The organism is Enterobacter cloacae complex sp. 385G4 (assembly GCF_057320665.1).
The window spans coordinates 213,222-232,928 of sequence record NZ_JBXWDD010000004.1; the positions used below are offsets into that span (position 1 = coordinate 213,222).

At 56.6% G+C, this 19,707-nt stretch carries 21 protein-coding genes; 9 read left to right on the top strand and 12 right to left on the bottom strand.

Annotated elements, in window-relative coordinates:
- Nucleotides 1–6 precede the first annotated feature (6 nt).
- Together AC2FAJ_RS13865 and rsmI are read right to left on the bottom strand one after the other, a co-directional pair.
- Nucleotides 7–987 (bottom strand): Fic family protein, encoded by a 981-nt coding sequence (locus tag AC2FAJ_RS13865; protein ID WP_163332887.1) that lies wholly within the window; start codon nucleotides 985–987, stop codon nucleotides 7–9.
- Nucleotides 988–992: 5 nt separating this feature from the next.
- Complete coding sequence (rsmI, locus tag AC2FAJ_RS13870) at nucleotides 993–1,856, bottom strand: 16S rRNA (cytidine(1402)-2'-O)-methyltransferase (protein ID WP_041907909.1); 864 nt, start codon at nucleotides 1,854–1,856, stop codon at nucleotides 993–995.
- Nucleotides 1,857–1,917: 61 nt separating this feature from the next.
- Here rsmI and AC2FAJ_RS13875 point away from each other — a divergent pair, with 61 nt between their 5' ends.
- The 4 genes from AC2FAJ_RS13875 to dolP are packed head-to-tail and all read left to right on the top strand — an operon-like array spanning nucleotide 1,918 to nucleotide 5,615.
- Nucleotides 1,918–4,065, top strand: coding sequence for a penicillin-binding protein activator (locus tag AC2FAJ_RS13875; protein WP_047364707.1), 2,148 nt, complete (start codon nucleotides 1,918–1,920; stop codon nucleotides 4,063–4,065).
- A complete protein-coding gene (locus AC2FAJ_RS13880; RefSeq protein WP_028014533.1) occupies nucleotides 4,023–4,418 on the top strand; it encodes a YraN family protein in 396 nt (131 codons plus the stop codon). Before AC2FAJ_RS13875 ends, AC2FAJ_RS13880 begins: the two co-directional genes overlap by 43 nt.
- Nucleotides 4,419–4,439: 21 nt before the next feature.
- Entirely contained in the window at nucleotides 4,440–5,030 is a 591-nt protein-coding gene (diaA, locus tag AC2FAJ_RS13885; RefSeq protein WP_003861754.1) for a DnaA initiator-associating protein DiaA, read from the top strand.
- A 9-nt stretch (nucleotides 5,031–5,039) separates the two neighbouring features.
- On the top strand, nucleotides 5,040–5,615 hold the full coding sequence (dolP, locus tag AC2FAJ_RS13890) for a division/outer membrane stress-associated lipid-binding lipoprotein (RefSeq protein ID WP_028014534.1): 576 nt from the start codon (nucleotides 5,040–5,042) through the stop codon (nucleotides 5,613–5,615).
- Between the two features lie 49 nt (nucleotides 5,616–5,664).
- Here dolP and AC2FAJ_RS13895 read toward each other — a convergent pair whose 3' ends face one another.
- The gene (locus tag AC2FAJ_RS13895; protein ID WP_041907906.1) at nucleotides 5,665–6,702 is read right to left on the bottom strand and encodes a permease; all 1,038 of its coding nucleotides are present in this window, start codon (nucleotides 6,700–6,702) and stop codon (nucleotides 5,665–5,667) included.
- A gap of 40 nt (nucleotides 6,703–6,742) precedes the next feature.
- Entirely contained in the window at nucleotides 6,743–7,387 is a 645-nt protein-coding gene (locus AC2FAJ_RS13900) for an NAD(P)H-binding protein (RefSeq protein WP_041907904.1), read from the bottom strand.
- Nucleotides 7,388–7,515: 128 nt separating this feature from the next.
- On the opposite strand from AC2FAJ_RS13900, the gene AC2FAJ_RS13905 reads away from it, so the two are divergent.
- The gene (locus tag AC2FAJ_RS13905; RefSeq protein WP_028014537.1) at nucleotides 7,516–8,034 is read left to right on the top strand and encodes a type 1 glutamine amidotransferase domain-containing protein; all 519 of its coding nucleotides are present in this window, start codon (nucleotides 7,516–7,518) and stop codon (nucleotides 8,032–8,034) included.
- Here the strand turns inward: AC2FAJ_RS13905 and AC2FAJ_RS13910 are convergent.
- Nucleotides 8,014–8,448: a YhbP family protein gene (locus AC2FAJ_RS13910; RefSeq protein WP_047364709.1), complete on the bottom strand. Its 435-nt coding sequence runs from the start codon at nucleotides 8,446–8,448 to the stop codon at nucleotides 8,014–8,016. The genes AC2FAJ_RS13905 and AC2FAJ_RS13910 overlap by 21 nt on opposite strands.
- A 14-nt stretch (nucleotides 8,449–8,462) precedes the next feature.
- Between AC2FAJ_RS13910 and AC2FAJ_RS13915 the strand changes: the two genes are divergently transcribed.
- On the top strand, nucleotides 8,463–8,792 hold the full coding sequence (locus AC2FAJ_RS13915; protein WP_045260079.1) for a GIY-YIG nuclease family protein: 330 nt from the start codon (nucleotides 8,463–8,465) through the stop codon (nucleotides 8,790–8,792).
- On the opposite strand, the gene AC2FAJ_RS13920 is transcribed toward AC2FAJ_RS13915, so the two are convergent.
- The gene (locus AC2FAJ_RS13920; protein ID WP_041907900.1) at nucleotides 8,779–9,282 is read right to left on the bottom strand and encodes a GNAT family N-acetyltransferase; all 504 of its coding nucleotides are present in this window, start codon (nucleotides 9,280–9,282) and stop codon (nucleotides 8,779–8,781) included. The two genes, AC2FAJ_RS13915 and AC2FAJ_RS13920, sit on opposite strands and share 14 nt — an antisense overlap.
- Nucleotides 9,276–9,800 (bottom strand): ubiquinone anaerobic biosynthesis accessory factor UbiT, encoded by a 525-nt coding sequence (ubiT, locus tag AC2FAJ_RS13925; protein ID WP_028014541.1) that lies wholly within the window; start codon nucleotides 9,798–9,800, stop codon nucleotides 9,276–9,278. The genes AC2FAJ_RS13920 and ubiT overlap by 7 nt, the downstream gene beginning before the upstream one ends.
- A gap of 211 nt (nucleotides 9,801–10,011) precedes the next feature.
- Here ubiT and ubiU point away from each other — a divergent pair, with 211 nt between their 5' ends.
- The 3 genes from ubiU (at nucleotide 10,012) to AC2FAJ_RS13940 (ending at nucleotide 12,979) form a co-directional block, all read left to right on the top strand.
- Nucleotides 10,012–11,007: a ubiquinone anaerobic biosynthesis protein UbiU gene (ubiU, locus tag AC2FAJ_RS13930; protein ID WP_060572041.1), complete on the top strand. Its 996-nt coding sequence runs from the start codon at nucleotides 10,012–10,014 to the stop codon at nucleotides 11,005–11,007.
- Nucleotides 11,008–11,014: 7 nt separating this feature from the next.
- Nucleotides 11,015–11,893, top strand: a complete 879-nt coding sequence (locus AC2FAJ_RS13935) for a U32 family peptidase (protein ID WP_028014542.1) — start codon at nucleotides 11,015–11,017, stop codon at nucleotides 11,891–11,893.
- Nucleotides 11,894–11,971: 78 nt separating this feature from the next.
- On the top strand, nucleotides 11,972–12,979 hold the full coding sequence (locus AC2FAJ_RS13940) for a luciferase-like monooxygenase (protein WP_163332883.1): 1,008 nt from the start codon (nucleotides 11,972–11,974) through the stop codon (nucleotides 12,977–12,979).
- Between the two features lie 84 nt (nucleotides 12,980–13,063).
- Here the strand turns inward: AC2FAJ_RS13940 and mtr are convergent, their stop codons facing one another.
- The 5 genes from mtr to pnp all read right to left on the bottom strand — a co-directional run bounded on the left by mtr (nucleotide 13,064) and on the right by pnp (nucleotide 19,658).
- Nucleotides 13,064–14,308, bottom strand: a complete 1,245-nt coding sequence (mtr, locus tag AC2FAJ_RS13945; protein ID WP_028014544.1) for a tryptophan permease — start codon at nucleotides 14,306–14,308, stop codon at nucleotides 13,064–13,066.
- A 142-nt stretch (nucleotides 14,309–14,450) separates the two neighbouring features.
- Complete coding sequence (locus AC2FAJ_RS13950; RefSeq protein ID WP_041907893.1) at nucleotides 14,451–16,346, bottom strand: DEAD/DEAH family ATP-dependent RNA helicase; 1,896 nt, start codon at nucleotides 16,344–16,346, stop codon at nucleotides 14,451–14,453.
- Nucleotides 16,339–16,419, bottom strand: a complete 81-nt coding sequence (yrbN, locus tag AC2FAJ_RS13955; RefSeq protein WP_100122156.1) for a protein YrbN — start codon at nucleotides 16,417–16,419, stop codon at nucleotides 16,339–16,341. Before yrbN ends, AC2FAJ_RS13950 begins: the two co-directional genes overlap by 8 nt.
- 107 nt (nucleotides 16,420–16,526) lie before the next feature.
- Nucleotides 16,527–17,411: a lipoprotein NlpI gene (gene nlpI, locus AC2FAJ_RS13960; protein ID WP_028014546.1), complete on the bottom strand. Its 885-nt coding sequence runs from the start codon at nucleotides 17,409–17,411 to the stop codon at nucleotides 16,527–16,529.
- Between the two features lie 108 nt (nucleotides 17,412–17,519).
- Entirely contained in the window at nucleotides 17,520–19,658 is a 2,139-nt protein-coding gene (pnp, locus tag AC2FAJ_RS13965; RefSeq protein WP_028014547.1) for a polyribonucleotide nucleotidyltransferase, read from the bottom strand.
- Nucleotides 19,659–19,707 lie beyond the last annotated feature (49 nt).

Consider the following 19,707-nt stretch of genomic DNA (forward strand, 5'->3'; position numbering starts at 1 on the left):
GGCAGGTTAAGTCATGACCTGCCAGCTTCCCCCTTTCCTTGCCCCCAGGCGTTTTAATTTACCTTTTGTTTGCAAAGAATGGAGATAACGTTCCGCAGTGCGGGAAGCCACGCCCAGTGCAGAGGCCAACATTACCGCAGTCATTTGCGGCTGAACGGTAAGAAGCTCAAGGATGGACTTTTCCTTTTCCGACAGTTCTTCCGACATTTTTTCCGACATGACGGACGACATACCTATGCCTTCCCGCAAAGCTTCGGTCATATTTTGCAGCATAAATTCCACGAATGCCGTGCAATCACTGGCCCGATCGCATTGCCCTAAAATCTGGTAATAGCGCGCTTGCTGGAAGTGAATGAGCGTCTCAACGGGCAGCCATGCAAGTTCGGCGCGCCACTGGCTTAAGATCAACGTTTGCCACAGCCGCCCCATGCGGCCATTTCCATCCGAAAAGGGATGAATAAACTCAAACTCGTAATGAAATACCGAGCTGACAATCAGCGGGTGAAGATCGGTTTGCTTAAGCCAGGCAAGAAGATCGTCGATAAGACGGTTCATCTGTGAGGCTGGCGGAGCCATGTGGACTAACTGGTTTCCACGGTACACCCCTACGTCCCCATTTCTGAGCGTTCCGGGATGATCGACCAGACCCTTCATCAATAATCGGTGTGCACTGAGTAAGTCGTTGAGCTTCCAGGGCTTCCATTCGGGCAATTTCTCATATGCCAGGATAGCGTTGCGTACTTCCTGAATATCTTTTTCAGGAGCAAGTACGCGTTTGCCATCCATGATTGCCGTCACCTGCCCTGTCGTCAGCGAGTTATGTTCAATGGCTAGCGAGGCCTGAATGGTTCGAATACGGTTCTCTTTACGGAGTAGCGGAGAAGTTCGACCTGAATGTGCCGCCCAATGTCCTAATAGCTCACCAATCTCAACCACCTGATTGAGGATAAAGGGTGTGATGGTGAAAGGAGGCTGATAGCGGCTCATCTGGCTTACTCCCCCTGCTGCTCCAGCGCATACTTATACAGCGCATTTTTCTTCACGCCGTGAATCTCTGCTGCTAATGCCGCCGCTTTCTTCAGCGGCAGTTCGGCCTGCAGCAAGGCCAGCGTGCGCAGCGCATCAGCAGGCAGGGCATCCTCTTCCGCCCTATGCCCTTCGACAATCAGCACCATTTCGCCTTTGCGGCGGTTTTCGTCTTCCTTCACCCACGCCAGCAGTTCACCGACTGGCGCGCCGTGAATGGTTTCCCAGGTTTTGGTCAGCTCACGCGCCAGCACCACGTAGCGGCCTTCTCCCCAGACGGTCACCATATCTTCCAGGCTCTCCAGCAGGCGGTGTGTGGATTCGTAGAAGATCAGGGTACGCGGCTCGGCTTCCAGTTCCTTTAATACATCGCGACGGCCTTTGGATTTGGCAGGGAGGAAGCCTTCATAGCAGAAACGGTCAGACGGCAAACCTGCGGCGCTCAATGCAGCAATCGCGGCGCACGGCCCCGGCAGTGGCACAACGCGAATCCCGGCTTCGCGACAGGTGCGCACCAGATGGTAGCCAGGATCGTTAATCAGCGGCGTCCCGGCGTCAGAGACCAGCGCGATGTTCTGCCCCTCTTTGAGCTTCGCCACCAGCGTTTCGGCTTTTTGTTGCTCATTGTGATCGTGCAGGGCAAACAAACGGGCGTTAATCGCGAAATGTTGCAGCAGTAAACCGGTGTGTCGGGTGTCTTCAGCGGCAATTAAATCAACAGCTTGCAATACGTTCAGCGCACGTTGGGTAATATCAGACAAATTCCCGATAGGAGTAGGTACAATATAAAGCTGGCCTTGAGAATTATCTGCCGTTTCGTGTTGTTTCATTGTTTCGTCCGTATTGCCGATTTAATATTGAGCATTGCGTAAAAAAATCACTGGATACAGTATGGTACCGTTAACGTTTCTTCGAAAAAAAGCCACGCGCAGCGTGCCGCTGCTGCTCGCAGCCCTGATTTTTGCAGGCTGTGGCACCCAGGCACCTGACCAGAGCACCGCCCATCTTCAGGGCTCCGCTCAGGCTGATTCTGGCTTTTATCTGCAACAAATGTCGCAGAGTACAAATGATACCAGGATCAACTGGCAATTACTCGCCATTCGTGCACTGCTGAAAGAGGGCAAAACCCAGCAGGCTGCCGAGCTGTTCGGCCAACTGCCGAAAGAGCTTAACGATACTCAGCAACTTGAGCAGAGCCTGCTCTCTGCTGAGCTGAAGGTCGCGCAGAAAGATTTTGATGGCGCGAAAAAGATCCTGGGGGGCATCGACCTGAGCGCGCTGGATAAAAACCAGCAGGCGCGCTTCTGGCAGGCGGGCATTACCGCTGAGCAGGGACGCCCTTCCCTGACGCTCCTGCGTGCCTTGATTGCCCAGGAGCCGCTGCTCGCCGGTGCCGACAAGCAGAAAAATATTGATGCCACCTGGCAGGCGCTTGCCTCGATGACCCAGGATCAGGCAAAGGCGCTGGTCATTAACGCGGACGAAAACGTGCTTCAGGGCTGGCTTGATCTGCAGCAGATGTGGTTTAACAACCGCAGCGATCCAAAAATGCTGAAAGCCGGTATTACCGACTGGCAGACCCGTTACCCGCAGAACCCGGGCGCAAAAATGCTGCCAACCCAACTGGTGAATGTGCAGAACTTTAAGCCTGCGTCGACAAGCAAAATTGCGCTGCTTCTGCCGCTGAATGGCCAGGCGGCAGTGTTTGGCCGTACGATTCAACAGGGCTTTGAAGCGGCGAAAAACGGCACCACGCCGGTAACGGGCAGTGCGGTTCCGGTGCAGGCAGCGCAGGCGGCCAACGTGAACGACGTTGTCAGTCCCTCTGCCGCCGAGACCAGTGACCTGACCACCGCACAAACCCCGGCGCAGGGTACAATGCAAAATCCGGTTACCGCACCGACTACCCCTCCAGCGACGGCAGCACCAGCAGCACAGGCTCCGGCTGAGGCACAAGCGACGCCTGCACCAGAGGCAACGGCAGAACAGCCTCAACAGCAGCCGGCACAACCAGCATCACAACCTGCCGCTCAGCCGCAGGCCGTGGCGACCGCCAGCGCGAACCCTGGCGCTGAGCTGAAAATCTACGACACCAGTTCGAAGCCGCTTGACCAGGTGCTGGCGCAGGTTCAGCAGGACGGGGCAAGCATCGTTGTCGGCCCGCTGCTGAAAAACAACGTGGAAGAGCTGATGAAGAGCAATACCACGTTGAACGTACTGGCGCTCAACCAGCCGGAACAGGTTCAGAACCGGGCCAATATTTGCTACTTCGCACTCTCTCCGGAAGATGAAGCCCGCGATGCGGCACGTCATATCCACGAGCAGGGTAAACAGGCCCCGCTGCTGCTGATCCCGCGCAGTACGCTGGGCGATCGCGTGGCTAATGCTTTTGCCGACGAGTGGCAGAAGCTGGGCGGCGGCATCGTGCTGCAGCAGAAATTCGGTTCCGTCTCTGAACTGCGTGCGGGCGTTAACGGTGGAGCGGGTATCGCGCTTAACGGCAGTCCGGTTTCCGCCAGCCTGCCGCAGCAGCAGAGCGTGACCATTGGCGGCCTGACCATCCCTGCCCCGCCAACCGACGCGCAGATAAGCGGTGGTGGTAAAGTGGATGCGGCCTATATCGTTGCCACGCCGCAGGAGATCGCCTTTATCAAGCCGATGATCGCGATGCGTAACGGCAGCCAGAGCGGCGCAACGCTCTACGCCAGCTCCCGCAGCGCACAGGGCACCGCAGGCCCGGATTTCCGTCTGGAAATGGACGGCCTGCAGTACAGCGAAATCCCGATGCTGGCGGGCAGCAACCCGGCGCTGATGCAGCAGGCGCTAAGCTCCGTACGTAACGACTACTCTCTGGCGCGTCTGTATGCGATGGGTGTTGATGCGTGGGCGCTGGCAAACCACTTTACCCAGATGCGTCAGGTGCCGGGCTTTGAGCTTAACGGCAACACCGGCGATCTGACCGCCACTCAGGACTGTGTGATTAACAGGAAGTTATCATGGCTCAAATACCAGCAGGGGCAAATCGTCCCGGCCAGTTAAGCCGTAAAGAGACCGGCGATGCATGGGAGTTAAAAGCGCGTCGCTGGCTCGAAGGCAAAGGACTGCGCTTTATCGCCGCCAACGTCCGCGGGCGCGGCGGCGAAATTGATCTGATCATGAAAGACGGTCAGGTGATTGTGTTTGTAGAAGTCCGCTTTCGACAGTCTTCCCGTTTTGGCGGTGCTGCCGCCAGCGTGACGCTCGCCAAACAACATAAATTATTACAGACTGCCCACTTGTGGCTTGCCCGCCATAATGGGAGCTTTGATACTGTGGATTGCCGTTTCGATGTGATAGCCTTCACCGGAAATGAGATCGAATGGCTTAAAAACGCTTTTGGCGAAGACGCATAATTAAGATTTAAAAGGGATAACGTGCTCGAAAGAATTAAAGTGTGCTTCACAGAAAGCATCCAGACTCAGATTGCCGCGGCGGAAGCCCTTCCGGACGCGATCTCTCGCGCTGCAATGACGCTGGTGCAATCCCTGCTTAACGGCAACAAAATCCTCTGTTGTGGCAACGGAACCTCAGCCGCCAACGCACAGCATTTTGCTGCCAGCATGATTAACCGTTTTGAAACCGAACGCCCGAGTTTACCTGCCATTGCACTTAATACCGATAATGTGGTCTTAACAGCGATTGCTAACGATCGTCTGCATGACGAAATTTACGCAAAGCAGGTGCGCGCCCTGGGGCATGCCGGCGATGTGCTGCTGGCGATCTCCACGCGCGGCAACAGCCGGGACATCGTCAAAGCCGTTGAAGCCGCCGTTACCCGCGACATGACCATCGTCGCCTTAACCGGCTATGACGGCGGTGAGCTGGCGGGTCTGCTCGGGCCGCAGGATGTGGAAATCCGCATTCCGTCTCACCGTAGCGCACGTATCCAGGAGATGCATATGCTCACGGTGAACTGCTTATGCGATTTGATCGATAACACGCTTTTCCCTCACCAGGATGATTAAGGAGTTTTTATGAAGGCTTTATCGACCCTCGCAGTCCTTATGTCTGCATTACTGCTTCAGGGATGTATCGCTGCGGCCGTTGTGGGTACTGCCGCAGTAGGCACCAAAGCGGCGACCGATCCGCGCTCAGTGGGAACGCAGGTGGATGACGGTACGCTGGAGCTGCGGGTCAACAGTGCGCTGTCGAAAGACGAACAAATCAAGAAAGAAGCGCGTATCAACGTGACGGCTTATCAGGGCAAAGTCCTGCTGACGGGTCAGGCACCGAATACCGAACTCTCCAGCCGCGCGAAGCAGATCGCAATGGGCGTTGAGGGCACCACGGAAGTCTTCAATGAAATCCGCCAGGGTCAGCCAATCAGCCTGGGCACCGCGTCGTCTGACACCTGGATCACCACCAAAGTCCGCTCCCAGCTGCTGGGTTCAGACCAGGTGAAATCCTCAAACGTGAAGGTAACGACCGAAAACGGTGAAGTGTTCCTGCTGGGTCTGGTGACCGATCGTGAAGGGAAAGCGGCGGCCGATATCGCCAGCCGGGTGAGCGGCGTGAAGCATGTCACCACCGCGTTTACCTACATTAAGTAATCCACGTCTGACTAAAGGCCCGGTAGGCGCGAGCGCCACCGGGCTTTTTTTACATCAACGCAATACTCCCCACCATCACTCCGCTCAACGCCACCAGCCCCGCCGTCAGCCACAGCGCTTTCGCCGGGAAAGACTTACGCAGCATGATGAGCGACGGCAGGCTGATTGCCGGCAAGGTGATAAGCAGCGCCAGCGCCGGTGCGGTACCCATACCGGCCAGCATCATGGTCTGGACAATCGGAATTTCTGCCGCCGTGGGGATCACAAACAGGCAGCCTGCAACGGCCATCGCAATCACCCACATCAGCGTGTTGTCGATCGTGCCATCCGCATGCGGGAATAGCCAGACGCGCGCCGCGCCCAGAACCAATACCGCCAGGATATAGACCGGAATGGTGCTCCAGAAAAGCTGCCACAACGCCTTACCCCAGCGAGTGAAGAAACCGCCCTGCGGTTCGCTGACGTCCAGTTCAACGGCTGCGGGTTCGACGGCAGTATCCTTCACCAGTTTTTGTACCAGCGTCGCCACCACCAGCACCGTCAGCAGCCCGGCAACCAGACGGATAGCGGCAAAATGCCAGCCGAGCACAAAGCCCATAAACACCAGCGTCGCCGGGTTGAGCAGCGGGTTCCCCATCCAGAATGCCAGCGCACCGCCCATGGATACGCGCTGGCGGCGCATACCCGCCGCTACCGGTGCGGCACAGCAGGAGCACATCATGCCCGGCAGAGAGAAAATCGTCCCCAGCAGCGTGCCCTGAAAGCGCGGCTGCCCGAGTGTTTTCACCAGCCAGTTTCGCGGAATAAGTACCTGAATCAGCGATCCCAGGATTACCCCTAAGACGGCAGCTTTCCACACCGCCAGGAAGTAGACCATGGCGTAATCCCATGCCGCCTTCAGCGGGCTGGCATCAGCCTGAGCGAGTATAGATTTACCGATGCTGTGCGTTTCGGCGGCGGTGAAGGCTTTGCCGTAGTACGGCTGCCATTTCACATACCAGAGGCCAATGATGACCACGAGAAAGAAGAGTGCGGGCTTCCACCATTGGACAGGTGTTGCCGCCTGAGATGAAGACTGACCAGTCATACCATTCCCCGGAGAGTGTTATTTAATAAGCCGGAGAAGTTTACGCCTCGCCCTGCGCGATTTCACGAAGTTTTGCCGAAGGGATGATATTGACGCCCTCCTGCGACGGTGCCAGCGCCTCTTTCAGCATCGCCTGCGCGACGTCCCGTGCCTCGATGGACTTCCAGTTACCCGGCAGGATGCGAAACAGCGGGGCGAAGAAGGATTCGTTAAAACGCCGTTCGTCGCGGTGGCCCATCAGCATGGAAGGCCGCACGATTGTCAGGCGCTCCCACTTCTGCGCAATCAGCGCCTCTTCCATTTTGCCCTTCACCTGATTGTAAAAAAACGGTGAGCCGGTGCTGGCGCCGTGCGAGCTCACCACCAGGAAATGTTTTGCCCCCAGCTTTTTCGCCGTCAGGGCGGTATCCACCACCAGCGTGTAGTCCGCATGGATGAACGCTTCTTTACTGCCCGCCTCACGCCGCGTCGTGCCCAGGCAGCAAAAGGCGATATCTATAGGATCCTGCACCTGCGCCAGCGCGTCGGTGAGCTGGGGATCGTGCGGGTTATAGACGCCAGTGATATCCAACAGCGGGCGGCGCGTCGGGGCGGCAATATAGTTGATATGCCGGTCCTGGATCAGCAACCGCAGCAGATGTCCCCCCACCAGCCCGGTTGCGCCGGTAATCAGTACCTGACTCATCTTATCCCCTTTACAGAATTGTCCGTTTGCGATCTGGACCTGCTCTACCACACTTAAAAGTCTGTTACCGGTAAGTATTTACCACAAACGGGAAAAAAACAGTCTGAAGCGAAAACAACGGAGGAAGCATGGGTAAAAAAATCGCAGTCTTGATTACCGACGAGTTTGAAGATTCAGAATTTACGTCGCCAGCTGAGGCATTCCGCAAGGCAGGCCACGAGGTCATCACCATTGAGAAAGAAGCGGGTAAAACCGTGAAGGGCCACAAGGGCGAAGCCAGCGTGACCATCGACGAGTCCATCGATAACGTCAGCCCGTCAGATTTCGACGCCCTGCTGTTACCGGGCGGCCATTCACCGGATTCCCTGCGCGGGGACGAGCGTTTCGTCACCTTTACCCGTGACTTCGTCGGCACCGGCAAGCCGGTCTTTGCCATCTGCCACGGCCCGCAGCTGCTGATCAGCGCTGAAGTGGTCCGCGGGCGTAAGCTTACGGCGGTGAAACCGATCGTTATCGATCTGAAAAACGCAGGGGCCGAGTTTTACGATCAGGAGGTGGTCAACGATAACGACCAGCTGATCACCAGCCGGACCCCGGACGATCTCCCGGCGTTTAACCGCGAAGCGCTACGCCTGCTCGGCGCGTAGCCAGTGAAGCTTTTTGCCAAAGCCCAGGGTGTTGTCGGTAAATTTCAGCTCATCAACGCGGATTTCCCACACCGGGGCTTTTAGCGCAGCAGCAACCGGGAAGCGGCGCGTGTAGCGTTTACGCTGTGCGTCGCTTTCTTCACCTTCCAGACGACGAATCTCACCCTTGAACTGCACGCCGCGGATCAGCGCGACCGTTTTCGGCTGACCGTTGACCGTGCCCGCCACTTTTGCCTGCTGGCCGGTCATCTGGGCATGCCGCGTTTTGTCCTCACTCATGACGTAAAAAGCGACGCGTTCAGGATCGTAGTAGTAAAAGGCGTTGGCGCACCACATTTCGCCCTCGCTATATACGCACCAGGTCACGACGTGCTGCTTTGCCAGCCAGCGGTTAATGGCGGCCAGTGTTTCCATTTTCGTTCTCTCTCATGCTATGGTGCGTTCACCTTAACATACTGAATCTGTTTACCGTGTGCTGGTTTCTCTATCTTGTCCGAACCGCTGATAACGCACTCTACACCGGGATCACCACCGATGTGGCGCGGCGTTTTTTACAACATCAAACGGGGAAAGGGGCAAAAGCGCTGCGGGGGAAAGGCGAACTGCAACTGGCTTTTTCTGCCGCCGTGGGGGACAGATCGCTGGCACTCAGGCTGGAGTACCGTATTAAGCAACTAACGAAGCGCCAGAAGGAGCGCCTCGTGACCGGAGACGGCTCCTTTGAGGCGCTACGCGAGAGCCTGATTAAAAGCGATTAAAATGGTCGTGGTAGTCCACCAGACCATTTACGCCGTTCAGGGCATCATCCGCCAGGCGATGCACCTGGAAGGCGGATTCGGTACCCGGCCAGCGGCAGCGAAGATCGTAATGCGCGGCCTGCTCGAAGCCTAAACGGCCATAGAACGCCGGATCGCCCAGCGTGACCACGGCGGCATAACCAAACTCATTCAGCGAGTCCAGCCCTTCATAGACCAGCTGGCGCGCCAGGCCCTGCCCGCGGTAGTTTTCATCTACCGCCAGCGGTGCCATGCCCACCCACTGAAGATCTTCACCCTGAACGATCACCGGGCTGAAGGCAACATAGCCGACAACCTGACCTTCGTCATCGGTGGCAACCAGCCCCAGCGTGATCAGGCCGTCTTCACGGAGATCGTGGACCAGTTGGGCTTCCGCATCGCTCTCAAAAGAGCGGCGTAATAACGCATCGATACCCGGTGCATCAATCCCTATTTCGACTCGAATCAGCATGGCTCACCTACTGAAGTGTGTTTACTGTCCGGCGGGGATTTCAGCCCCGCCTCAACAAAATCTGCCATTTGCATCAACATCACGCGCAGCGCTTTCGGCATCTGCTCCAGCTCAATGGCATCCATTAAATTCTTAACGTACAGGCCAAGCTCCGTGTCGCCCTCAATCACCAGACGGCGCTGGAAGAAAAGTGTGTCCGGGTCCTGCTTACGCGCGGCAATCATCAGCAGGTCGCTGGCGTTGGCGCTAAAGCTCACGTCCGCCTCGGCAGACTCACGAACGATCAGCTGGTCGTTCTCTACGGAGGTAAACCAGCGCAGCCCGATGTCACGCACCTCAATGCTCAACCAGCGGCCTTCCAGGAATTCCAGCTCGCCATCCTGCAGCGCCTGGCGGAACTGCCAGCTCAGGACCTGCTCCAGCACCTGACGTTTAAGCGCGAACGGCGCCAGCCTGACCGGCACGCTCAGCATTGATGGGCCAAATTGTACGAGACGTGAACGCAGTTTATCCAGCACGAGCTTTACTCCCTGATAGCTATAGTCCCGCTATTTTGCCACATCCGTTCCAGAACATAGCGGCGTAAATCAACAAACCATCGTCGGACGTACCCCATTATTGGTGCCATCAATACGCCATTAGCTGCCTTAAATCAAAAATTGTCGCGTATGGGTTAATTAAAATCCCAGCTCGTTAACAATTTTGCTATCGACTACATCAGGATAATTTATGGAGCTGCTCTGCCCTGCCGGAAACCTTCCGGCGCTTAAGGCGGCCATCGAGAATGGGGCCGATGCGGTCTATATCGGGCTGAAAGATGACACCAACGCCCGCCATTTTGCTGGCCTTAACTTTACGGAGAAAAAGCTTCAGGAAGCCGTTAACTTCGTTCATCAGCACCGCCGCAAGCTGCATATTGCCATCAACACGTTTGCCCATCCTGACGGTTACGCCCGCTGGCAGCGCGCGGTGGATATGGCAGCACAGCTGGGCGCCGATGCGTTAATCCTGGCCGACCTCGCCATGCTTGAGTATGCAGCAGAACGCTATCCGCATATTGAGCGCCACGTCTCTGTTCAGGCATCTGCCACCAACGAAGAGGCGGTGCGTTTTTACCATCAACACTTTGACGTCGCCCGCGTGGTGCTGCCGCGCGTACTCTCTATTCATCAGGTTAAGCAACTCGCGCGCGTCACGCCAGTGCCGCTGGAGGTTTTTGCCTTTGGTAGTCTGTGCATCATGGCCGAAGGCCGTTGCTATCTTTCTTCTTACTTAACCGGTGAATCGCCGAATACCGTCGGGGCCTGCTCCCCTGCCCGCTTCGTCCGCTGGCAGCAGACCCCACAGGGGCTGGAGTCGCGTCTGAATGAAGTTCTGATCGACCGCTATCAGGACGGTGAAAACGCGGGTTATCCGACACTGTGCAAAGGCCGCTACCTGGTCGACGGCGAGCGCTACCACGCGCTGGAAGAGCCCACCAGCCTTAATACGCTGGAGCTGCTGCCGGAGCTACTGGCCGCCAATATTGCCTCGGTGAAAATTGAAGGTCGCCAGCGCAGTCCGGCCTATGTGAGCCAGGTGGCGAAAGTGTGGCGTCAGGCCATCGACCGCTGCATGGCGGACCCGCAGAACTACACCCCACAGGCGGCGTGGATGGAGACGCTCGGATCGATGTCCGAAGGCACGCAAACCACGCTGGGCGCGTATCACCGTAAATGGCAGTGAGATAACCATGAAATATTCATTAGGGCCGGTGCTCTACTACTGGCCAAAAGAGACGCTGGAAGATTTTTATCAACAGGCCGCCACCAGCAGCGCCGATGTGATTTACCTCGGTGAGGCAGTGTGCAGCAAACGCCGCGCCACCAAAGTGGGCGACTGGCTGGAGATGGCGAAAAGCCTGGCCGGGAGCGGCAAGCAGGTGGTGCTGTCAACGCTCGCGCTGGTGCAGGCTTCGTCCGAACTGGGCGAGCTGAAGCGCTACGTCGAAAACGGTGAGTTTCTGCTGGAGGCGAGCGACCTGGGGGTAGTGAACATGTGCGCCGAACGCAGGCTGCCGTTTGTCGCAGGCCATGCGCTGAACTGCTATAACGCCGTCACCCTGCGCCTGCTGCTCAAACAGGGAATGACCCGCTGGTGCATGCCGGTAGAGCTCTCCCGTGACTGGCTGGCAAACCTGCTGAATCAGTGCGACGAACTGGGCATTCGCCATCAGTTCGAAGTGGAAGTGCTGAGCTACGGTCATCTGCCGCTGGCCTACTCTGCCCGCTGCTTCACCGCGCGATCGGAAGACCGCCCGAAAGATGAATGTGAAACCTGCTGCATCAAGTACCCGAACGGGCGCAGCATGCTGTCGCAGGAGAACCAGCAGGTATTCGTCCTGAACGGCATTCAGACCATGAGCGGTTACGTCTATAACCTCGGCAACGAACTGGCGTCGATGGACGGGCTGGTGGACATGGTGCGCCTGTCGCCGCTGGATACCAGCGTTTTCGCGATGCTGGACGCCTTCCGCGCCAACGAAAACGGCGCGTCGCCGCTGCCGCTGACGGCAAACAGCGACTGCAACGGTTACTGGAAACGTCTGGCCGGGCTGGAACTTCAGGCCTAAAAAAGGCTCACTTTGTTAACAACGGTTATCATTTTTTAATGCAGTATTAAAGATTGACCGTCGACAAAGTGAGCTGTTATGACTGACAAAACCCTTCCGTTTTCGGTGCTGGATCTGGCGCCGATCCCACAAGGCTCCTCGGCAAGAGAAGCCTTCACGCACTCTCTCGATCTGGCTCAGCTGGCCGAAAAGCGTGGCTATCACCGCTACTGGCTGGCAGAACATCACAACATGGTCGGCATTGCCAGCGCCGCTACATCGGTGCTGATTGGCTACCTGGCAGCGAATACCACCACTTTGCACCTTGGCTCCGGTGGCGTGATGCTGCCGAACCACGCCCCGCTGGTGATAGCCGAGCAGTTCGGGACGCTGAATACCCTCTATCCGGGCCGTATTGACCTGGGGCTTGGCCGCGCGCCGGGCAGCGACCAGCCGACCATGCGCGCCCTGCGCCGCCATATGAGCGGCGATATCGATAACTTCCCGCGCGACGTGGCGGAACTGGTGGACTGGTTCGACGCGCGCGATCCGAACCCGCACGTGCGCCCGGTGCCGGGCTATGGCGAGAAGATCCCGGTGTGGCTGTTAGGCTCGAGCCTGTATAGCGCGCAGCTCGCCGCGCAGCTGGGGCTGCCGTTCGCGTTCGCCTCCCACTTCGCGCCGGATATGCTGCATCAGGCGCTGCACCTCTACCGTACGAACTTCAAACCGTCCGCGCGTCTGGAGAAGCCGTACGCGATGGTGTGTATAAACATCATTGCCGCTGACAGCAATCGCGACGCGGAATTCCTGTTTACCTCTATGCAGCAGGCGTTTGTGAAGCTGCGCCGCGGCGAGACGGGCCAGTTGCCGCCTCCGGTGGAAAATATGCATCAGCTGTGGTCGGCCTCCGAGCAGTATGGCGTGCAGCAGGCGTTGAGCATGTCGCTGGTGGGTGATAAGGCAAAAGTGCGTCACGGGCTGGAAGCAGTGCTGCGTGAAACGCAGGCGGATGAAATTATGGTCAACGGCCAGATTTTCGATCACCAGGCGCGTTTGCATTCGTTTGACCTGGCGATGCAGGTGAAAGAAGAATTGGTGGGGTAGTTTTTTGCCGGATGGCGGCTTCGCCTTATCCGGCCTACGCGATCCCTGTAGGCCCGGTAAGCGTAGCGCCACCGGGCAATGTGTTTACTGGTACACAGGCAACAGGTTAAAGCTCGACAGCACGTGAACCAGCGCGTTACCCACCCCAAATACCAGGATCAGCGCAATCATCGGTTTACCGCCCCAGACGCGGAATTTCGGGCTGCCGAAGCGTTTACGTGATTTACGTGCCAGCAGCGCCGGCACAATCGCCGCCCAGATGGTGGCCGCCAGCCCTGCATAGCCGATGGCGTACAGGAAACCGTTCGGCCACAGCAGACCGCCGACAATCGGCGGCAGGAAGGTCAGCAGCGCCGTCTTGAAACGCCCCATCGCAGAATCGTCAAAGCCAAACAGATCCGCCAGGTAGTCAAACAGGCCCAGCGTCACACCGAGGAATGAACTCGCCACCGCAAAGTTGGAGAAGACCACCAGCAGCAGATCCAGACTGCGGCTGTTCAGTACGCCGCTCAGCGCCTGCACCAGCACGTCAATGTTACCGCCCTTTTGCGCAATGCCGATAAACTCCGGGCGCGGGATGTTGCCCATTGTCCCCAGCAGCCAAATCACATACAGCCCAAGCGCCAGCAGCGTGCCGTAGACCAGGCACTTCACGATGGTGCGCGGATCCTTGCCGTAGTACTTCATCAGGCTCGGCACGTTGCCGTGGTAGCCGAACGACGCCAGACAGAACGGCAGGGTCATTAGCAGATACGGCGTGTAGGAGGTATTAACTTCCGCAACGTTAAACAGCGTGGCGGGCGTAACGTGGCCCAGCAGGCTGCCGAAGGTCAGGAAGAAGGTGATGACCTTCGCGCCCAGCACAATCGCCGTCATGCGGCTCACCGCTTTGGTGCTCATCCAGACGATAAACGCCACGCCCAGCGCAAAGCAAAGCCCGGCCAGACGCGCCGGAACGTTCAGCGACATCTCCGAAAAGGTGTGATGCAGAATCGAGCCGCTTGCTGAGATGTACGCGTAGGTCAGGATGTAGAGCACAAATGCGATGGAAAGGCCGTTCACCAGGTTCCAGCCTTTGCCCAGCAGATCTTTGGTGATGGTGTCGAAGCTGGAGCCAATGCGGTAGTTCAGGTTCGCTTCAAGGATCATCAGGCCGGAATGCAGCATGCAGAACCAGGTGAACACCAGCGCGGCCAGCGACCAGAAGAACCACGCACCGGACATGACCACGGGCAGGGAAAACATCCCGGCACCTATAATGGTTCCGCCGATGATCACTACGCCGCCAAGCAGCGAAGGTGACGTTTGGGTGGTGGTTAGTGTCGCCATACAGCCTTTTCTCCAGTTAATTATGCGGTTCTGCAGTTTAGTGCGATGCACTGTACCAGTACAAGAGTACAAAGGGAATAAAAAAAGCCCCGATAGCATGTATCGGGGCTGTATATTTTACTTTACGTCAGAAGCGAAAGGCTTACGCGTCACCAAAACGACGACGGCTGGTGCCTTCTTCACGACGTGGGCCACGGCTTTCGCGGCGCTCGCCGGAGAAACGACGACCTTCACCACCGCGACCTTCACTGCGACCGCCTTCACGACGCTCGCCGCCGAAACCGCGACCACCGCCACGACGTTCGCCACCGCGGTCAGGACGTGGCTGTGCATCGCCCAGCAGCTGCATGTTCATCGGCTTGTTCAGGATGCGGGTGCGAGTAAAGTGCTGCAGTACTTCGCCCGGCATGCCTTTTGGCAGTTCGATGGTAGAGTGGGATGCGAACAGCTTGATGTTACCAATGTAACGGCTGCTGATGTCGCCTTCGTTAGCAATCGCGCCAACGATGTGACGAACTTCAACACCATCATCACGGCCCACTTCAATGCGGTACAGTTCCATGTCGCCAGCGTCACGACGCTCACGACGTGGACGGTCTTCACCACCACGCTCTGGACGGTCGCCGCGTGGACCACGGTCGTTACGGTCGCCACGACGTTCGAAACGATCGTCACGGTCACGGAACTCACGCTTAGGACGCATCGGTGCATCTGGTGGCACGATCAGGCTACGTTCGCCCTGAGCCATTTTCAGCAGTGCTGCAGCCAGAGTTTCCATGTCCAGCTCTTCGCCTTCAGCGACAGGCTGGATCTGCGACAGCAGCGCGCGGTACTGATCCAGATCGCTGCTTTCCAGCTGCTGCTGTACTTTCGCGGCGAATTTTTCCAGACGGCGTTTGCCCAGCAGATCTGCGTTTGGCAGGTCAGCTTCTGGAATGGTCAGCTTCATGGTGCGTTCAATGTTACGCAGCAGACGACGCTCGCGGTTCTCAACGAACAGCAGCGCACGGCCCGCACGACCCGCACGACCGGTACGACCGATACGGTGAACGTAAGACTCAGAATCCATTGGGATGTCGTAGTTTACAACCAGGCTGATACGCTCAACGTCCAGACCACGTGCTGCCACGTCGGTTGCAATCAGGATATCCAGGCGACCATCTTTCAGACGCTCCAGAGTCTGCTCACGCAGGGCCTGGTTCATGTCGCCGTTCAGCGCTGCGCTGTTGTAGCCGTTACGCTCCAGCGCTTCAGCCACTTCCAGGGTCGCATTTTTGGTACGCACGAAGATAATCGCCGCATCAAAATCTTCCGCTTCCAGGAAACGGACCAGCGCTTCGTTTTTGCGCATGCCGTACACGGACCAGTAGCTCTGGCTGATGTCCGGGCGAGTGGTCACGCTGGACTGAATACGCACTTCCTGCGGCTCTTTCATGAAGCGGCGGGTAATGCGACGGATCGCTTCTGGCATGGTTGCAGAGAACAGGGCGGTCTGATGACCTTCCGGGATCTGCGCCATGATGGTTTCTACGTCTTCGATGAAGCCCATACGCAGCATTTCATCTGCTTCATCCAGTACCAGGCCGCTCAGTTTAGAGAGGTCCAGAGTACCGCGCTTCAGGTGATCCAGCAGACGGCCCGGCGTACCGACGACAATCTGTGGGCCCTGGCGCAGGGCGCGTAACTGCACGTCATAACGCTGGCCGCCGTAAAGGGCTACCACGTTTACGCCGCGCATATGTTTAGAGAATTCCGTCATTGCTTCAGCAACCTGAACAGCCAGTTCACGAGTTGGAGCCAGGACGAGGATCTGCGGTGCACGCAGGTCCGGATCGATGTTGTTCAGCAGCGGCAGCGAGAACGCTGCAGTTTTACCGCTACCAGTCTGGGCCATGCCCAGCACGTCACGACCTGAAAGCAGATGCGGGATACATTCTGCCTGGATCGGAGATGGTTTTTCGTAACCCAGATCGTTAAGGGCTTCAAGGATAGGAGCCTTCAGGCCCAGATCTGCAAAAGTGGTTTCGAATTCAGCCATGTAGTACGAGTGCCTCAATGTCAATGGCGGCCAGTCTACTTAGCTCATCGTGAAAATGATTAGCAATTTTCATTGAAAAGTGTGAACCGGCTCAAAGTAGGTGTATTGACGAACAACAACGCCCTCACCAGTGAAGGTGATGGCAATCAAAAGATTACGGGCTGATGTTTATGTCGTCAGCTATTGCTGGTCCGATTCTGCCAGGTCGTCTTGCTCCTGGCCCAAGAGCGATAATTCCAACAATGCATAACGGTGCTCAACGAAGTTATGTACGTTGTTAGCAACCGCTAATTTGAACAGTGCCGTAGCGCTGTCCATATCCCCCAGACTTAGGTAGTACTTACCTAAATAGAAGTTGGTTTCACTGAGATGCTCAGCGAGCGAGGTGTTATCCGTTGCGTCCGCCTTGAGGCGTTCCATCAGCGTTGCTTCGCTAATGTTGCCCAGGTAGAACTCGACAATGTTCCATCCCCACTGTTCCTTATCCGATTTCTCGAAGCGCTGTTGTAGTGCTTCTTTTGCCTGCTTCTCATCGAGCTTCCGCTCAACAATGTAAAGCCACAGGCTACGGAAAGGATCATTAGGATCGTCTTGATAAAACGCCAGCAGATCATCTTGCGCTAACTTATCACGACCGCCGTAATACAATGCGATACCGCGATTCAAGTGCGCGTAGTTGTAAGTTGGATCAAGCTCAAGTACAGAATCAAACGCTTCATAGGCAGCGTCAAAATTGCCTGCCTGCGTTAAATAAATGCCTAAGTAATTGAATACTTCAGGCATATCAGGTCGGATAGCCAGCGCTTGTGAAAAATCATTTCGCGCTAATGCCCTCAGACCGAGACTATCATACAACACTCCGCGCTCATATAAAAGCTGTGCGCGTTCGTCATCGGTTAAAGCCCGACTGGCAAGTATTTGTTCCATGCGTGCCAGAATCACTTCCTGCTGCAAAGTCGGTTGCAATGGCACTGCGAGGACTTCGCTCTTACGCCAGGCAGAGTTGCTGCATCCTGCCAGCGTTAAAGCTGTCGCAACGAAACACCAGCGCAAAAAAGGCTTCATTTCCCACTCCCGAAGACAACTATTGGATGAACGTCCTGTCCCCCGGCGGCTTAACAAGGCGTCCTGCCTGATAACAGGCCCTCCGCAAAGCGGAGGGCAAATGGCAACTTACTCGCCTTGCTGTTCAGCAGCCGGAGCTTCCGGTGCCGCAGCAGGTTGAGACTGCTCGGTTGCTTCTTTAATGCTCAGACGGATACGGCCCTGACGGTCAACTTCCAGAACCTTAACCGGCACTTCCTGACCCATCTGCAGGTAATCGGTCACTTTCTCAACGCGCTTGTCAGCGATCTGAGAGATGTGAACCAGACCTTCTTTACCGCCACCGATGGCAACGAACGCACCAAAGTCAACGATACGGGTCACTTTACCCGCGTAGACGCGGCCCACTTCGATTTCAGCAGTGATTTCTTCGATGCGACGGATAGCGAATTTCGCTTTCTCGCCGTCGGTTGCTGCGATCTTCACAGTACCGTCATCTTCGATTTCGATGGTGGTGCCAGTCTCTTCGGTCAGCGCGCGGATAACAGAACCGCCCTTACCGATAACATCTTTGATCTTGTCTGGATTGATCTTGATGGTGTGAATACGCGGAGCGAATTCAGAGATATCACCGCGTGGCGCGTTGATAGCCTGTTCCATCACGCCCAGGATGTGCAGACGCGCACCTTTAGCCTGGTTCAGAGCAACCTGCATGATCTCTTTGGTGATACCTTCAATTTTGATATCCATCTGCAGGGCAGAGATACCGTCGCGGGAACCCGCTACTTTGAAGTCCATATCGCCCAGGTGGTCTTCGTCACCCAGAATGTCAGACAGAACAACGAAGTTGTCGCCTTCTTTCACCAGACCCATTGCGATACCCGCAACGGCGGCTTTGATCGGCACGCCCGCATCCATCAGCGCCAGAGAGGCACCACATACGGAAGCCATGGAAGAAGAACCGTTAGATTCGGTGATTTCAGAAACCACACGAACGGTGTACGGGAATTTGTCAGCTTCCGGCATCACTGCCAGCACGCCGCGCTTCGCCAGACGACCGTGACCAATTTCACGACGCTTCGGTGAGCCAACCATACCGGTTTCGCCCACAGAGTACGGAGGGAAGTTGTAGTGGAACAGGAAGTTGTCAGTACGCTCGCCCATCAGTTCATCGATGATCTGCGCGTCACGTGCGGTACCCAGGGTTGCGGTAACCAGCGCCTGCGTTTCACCACGGGTGAACAGCGCAGAACCGTGAGTACGCGGCAGTACGCCAGTGCGTACGTCCAGACCACGAATCATGTCTTTTTCACGGCCATCGATACGCGGCTCGCCTGCCAGTACGCGGCTACGAACAACGTTTTTCTCGATAGCGTGCAGAATTTCGCCAATTTCGTTAGCGTCCAGCGTTTCGTCTTCGGCAACCAGGGTCGCGGTTACTTCAGATTTGATCGCGTCAACCTGAGCGTAACGCTCCTGTTTGTCGGTGATGCGGTAAGCGTCGCTCAGACGAGATTCTGCCAGTGCCGCAACGCGTGCGTTCAGCGCGTCGTTTGCTGCTTCTGGCTGCCAGTCCCAACGTGGCTTACCGGCTTCTTTCACCAGGTCGTTGATGTTCTGGATAACAATCTGCTGCTGCTCGTGACCGAACACCACAGCGCCCAGCATCTGGTCTTCGCTCAGCAGTTCAGCTTCGGATTCAACCATCAGCACAGCCGCTTCAGTACCGGCAACAACCAGGTCCAGCTTACTTTCTTTCAGCTCTTCCTGAGTTGGGTTCAGCACGTACTGGTCGTTGATGTAACCGACGCGCGCGGCACCGATTGGGCCATTGAATGGAATACCAGACAGTGACAGGGCAGCGGAGGCACCGATCATCGCAACGATGTCCGGGTTAACCTGTGGGTTAACGGAAACAACGGTCGCAATAACCTGCACTTCGTTAACGAAGCCTTCCGGGAACAGCGGACGAACCGGGCGGTCAATCAGACGCGCGATCAGGGTTTCGCCTTCGCTTGGACGGCCTTCACGACGGAAGAAGCCACCCGGGATTTTACCGGCAGCGTAGGTACGCTCCTGGTAGTTAACGGTCAGCGGGAAGAAGTCCTGACCTGGTTTAGCTTTTTTCTGGCCCACAACGGTAACGAATACCGCGGTGTCATCCATGCTTACCATAACGGCAGCAGTCGCCTGGCGTGCCATCATGCCGGTTTCCAGCGTGACGGTATGTTGACCATACTGGAATTTACGAACGATCGGATTCAGCAAAATTCTATCCTTTCTTAAATGTATGACAGCACACCGCCGGCGTGCTGTC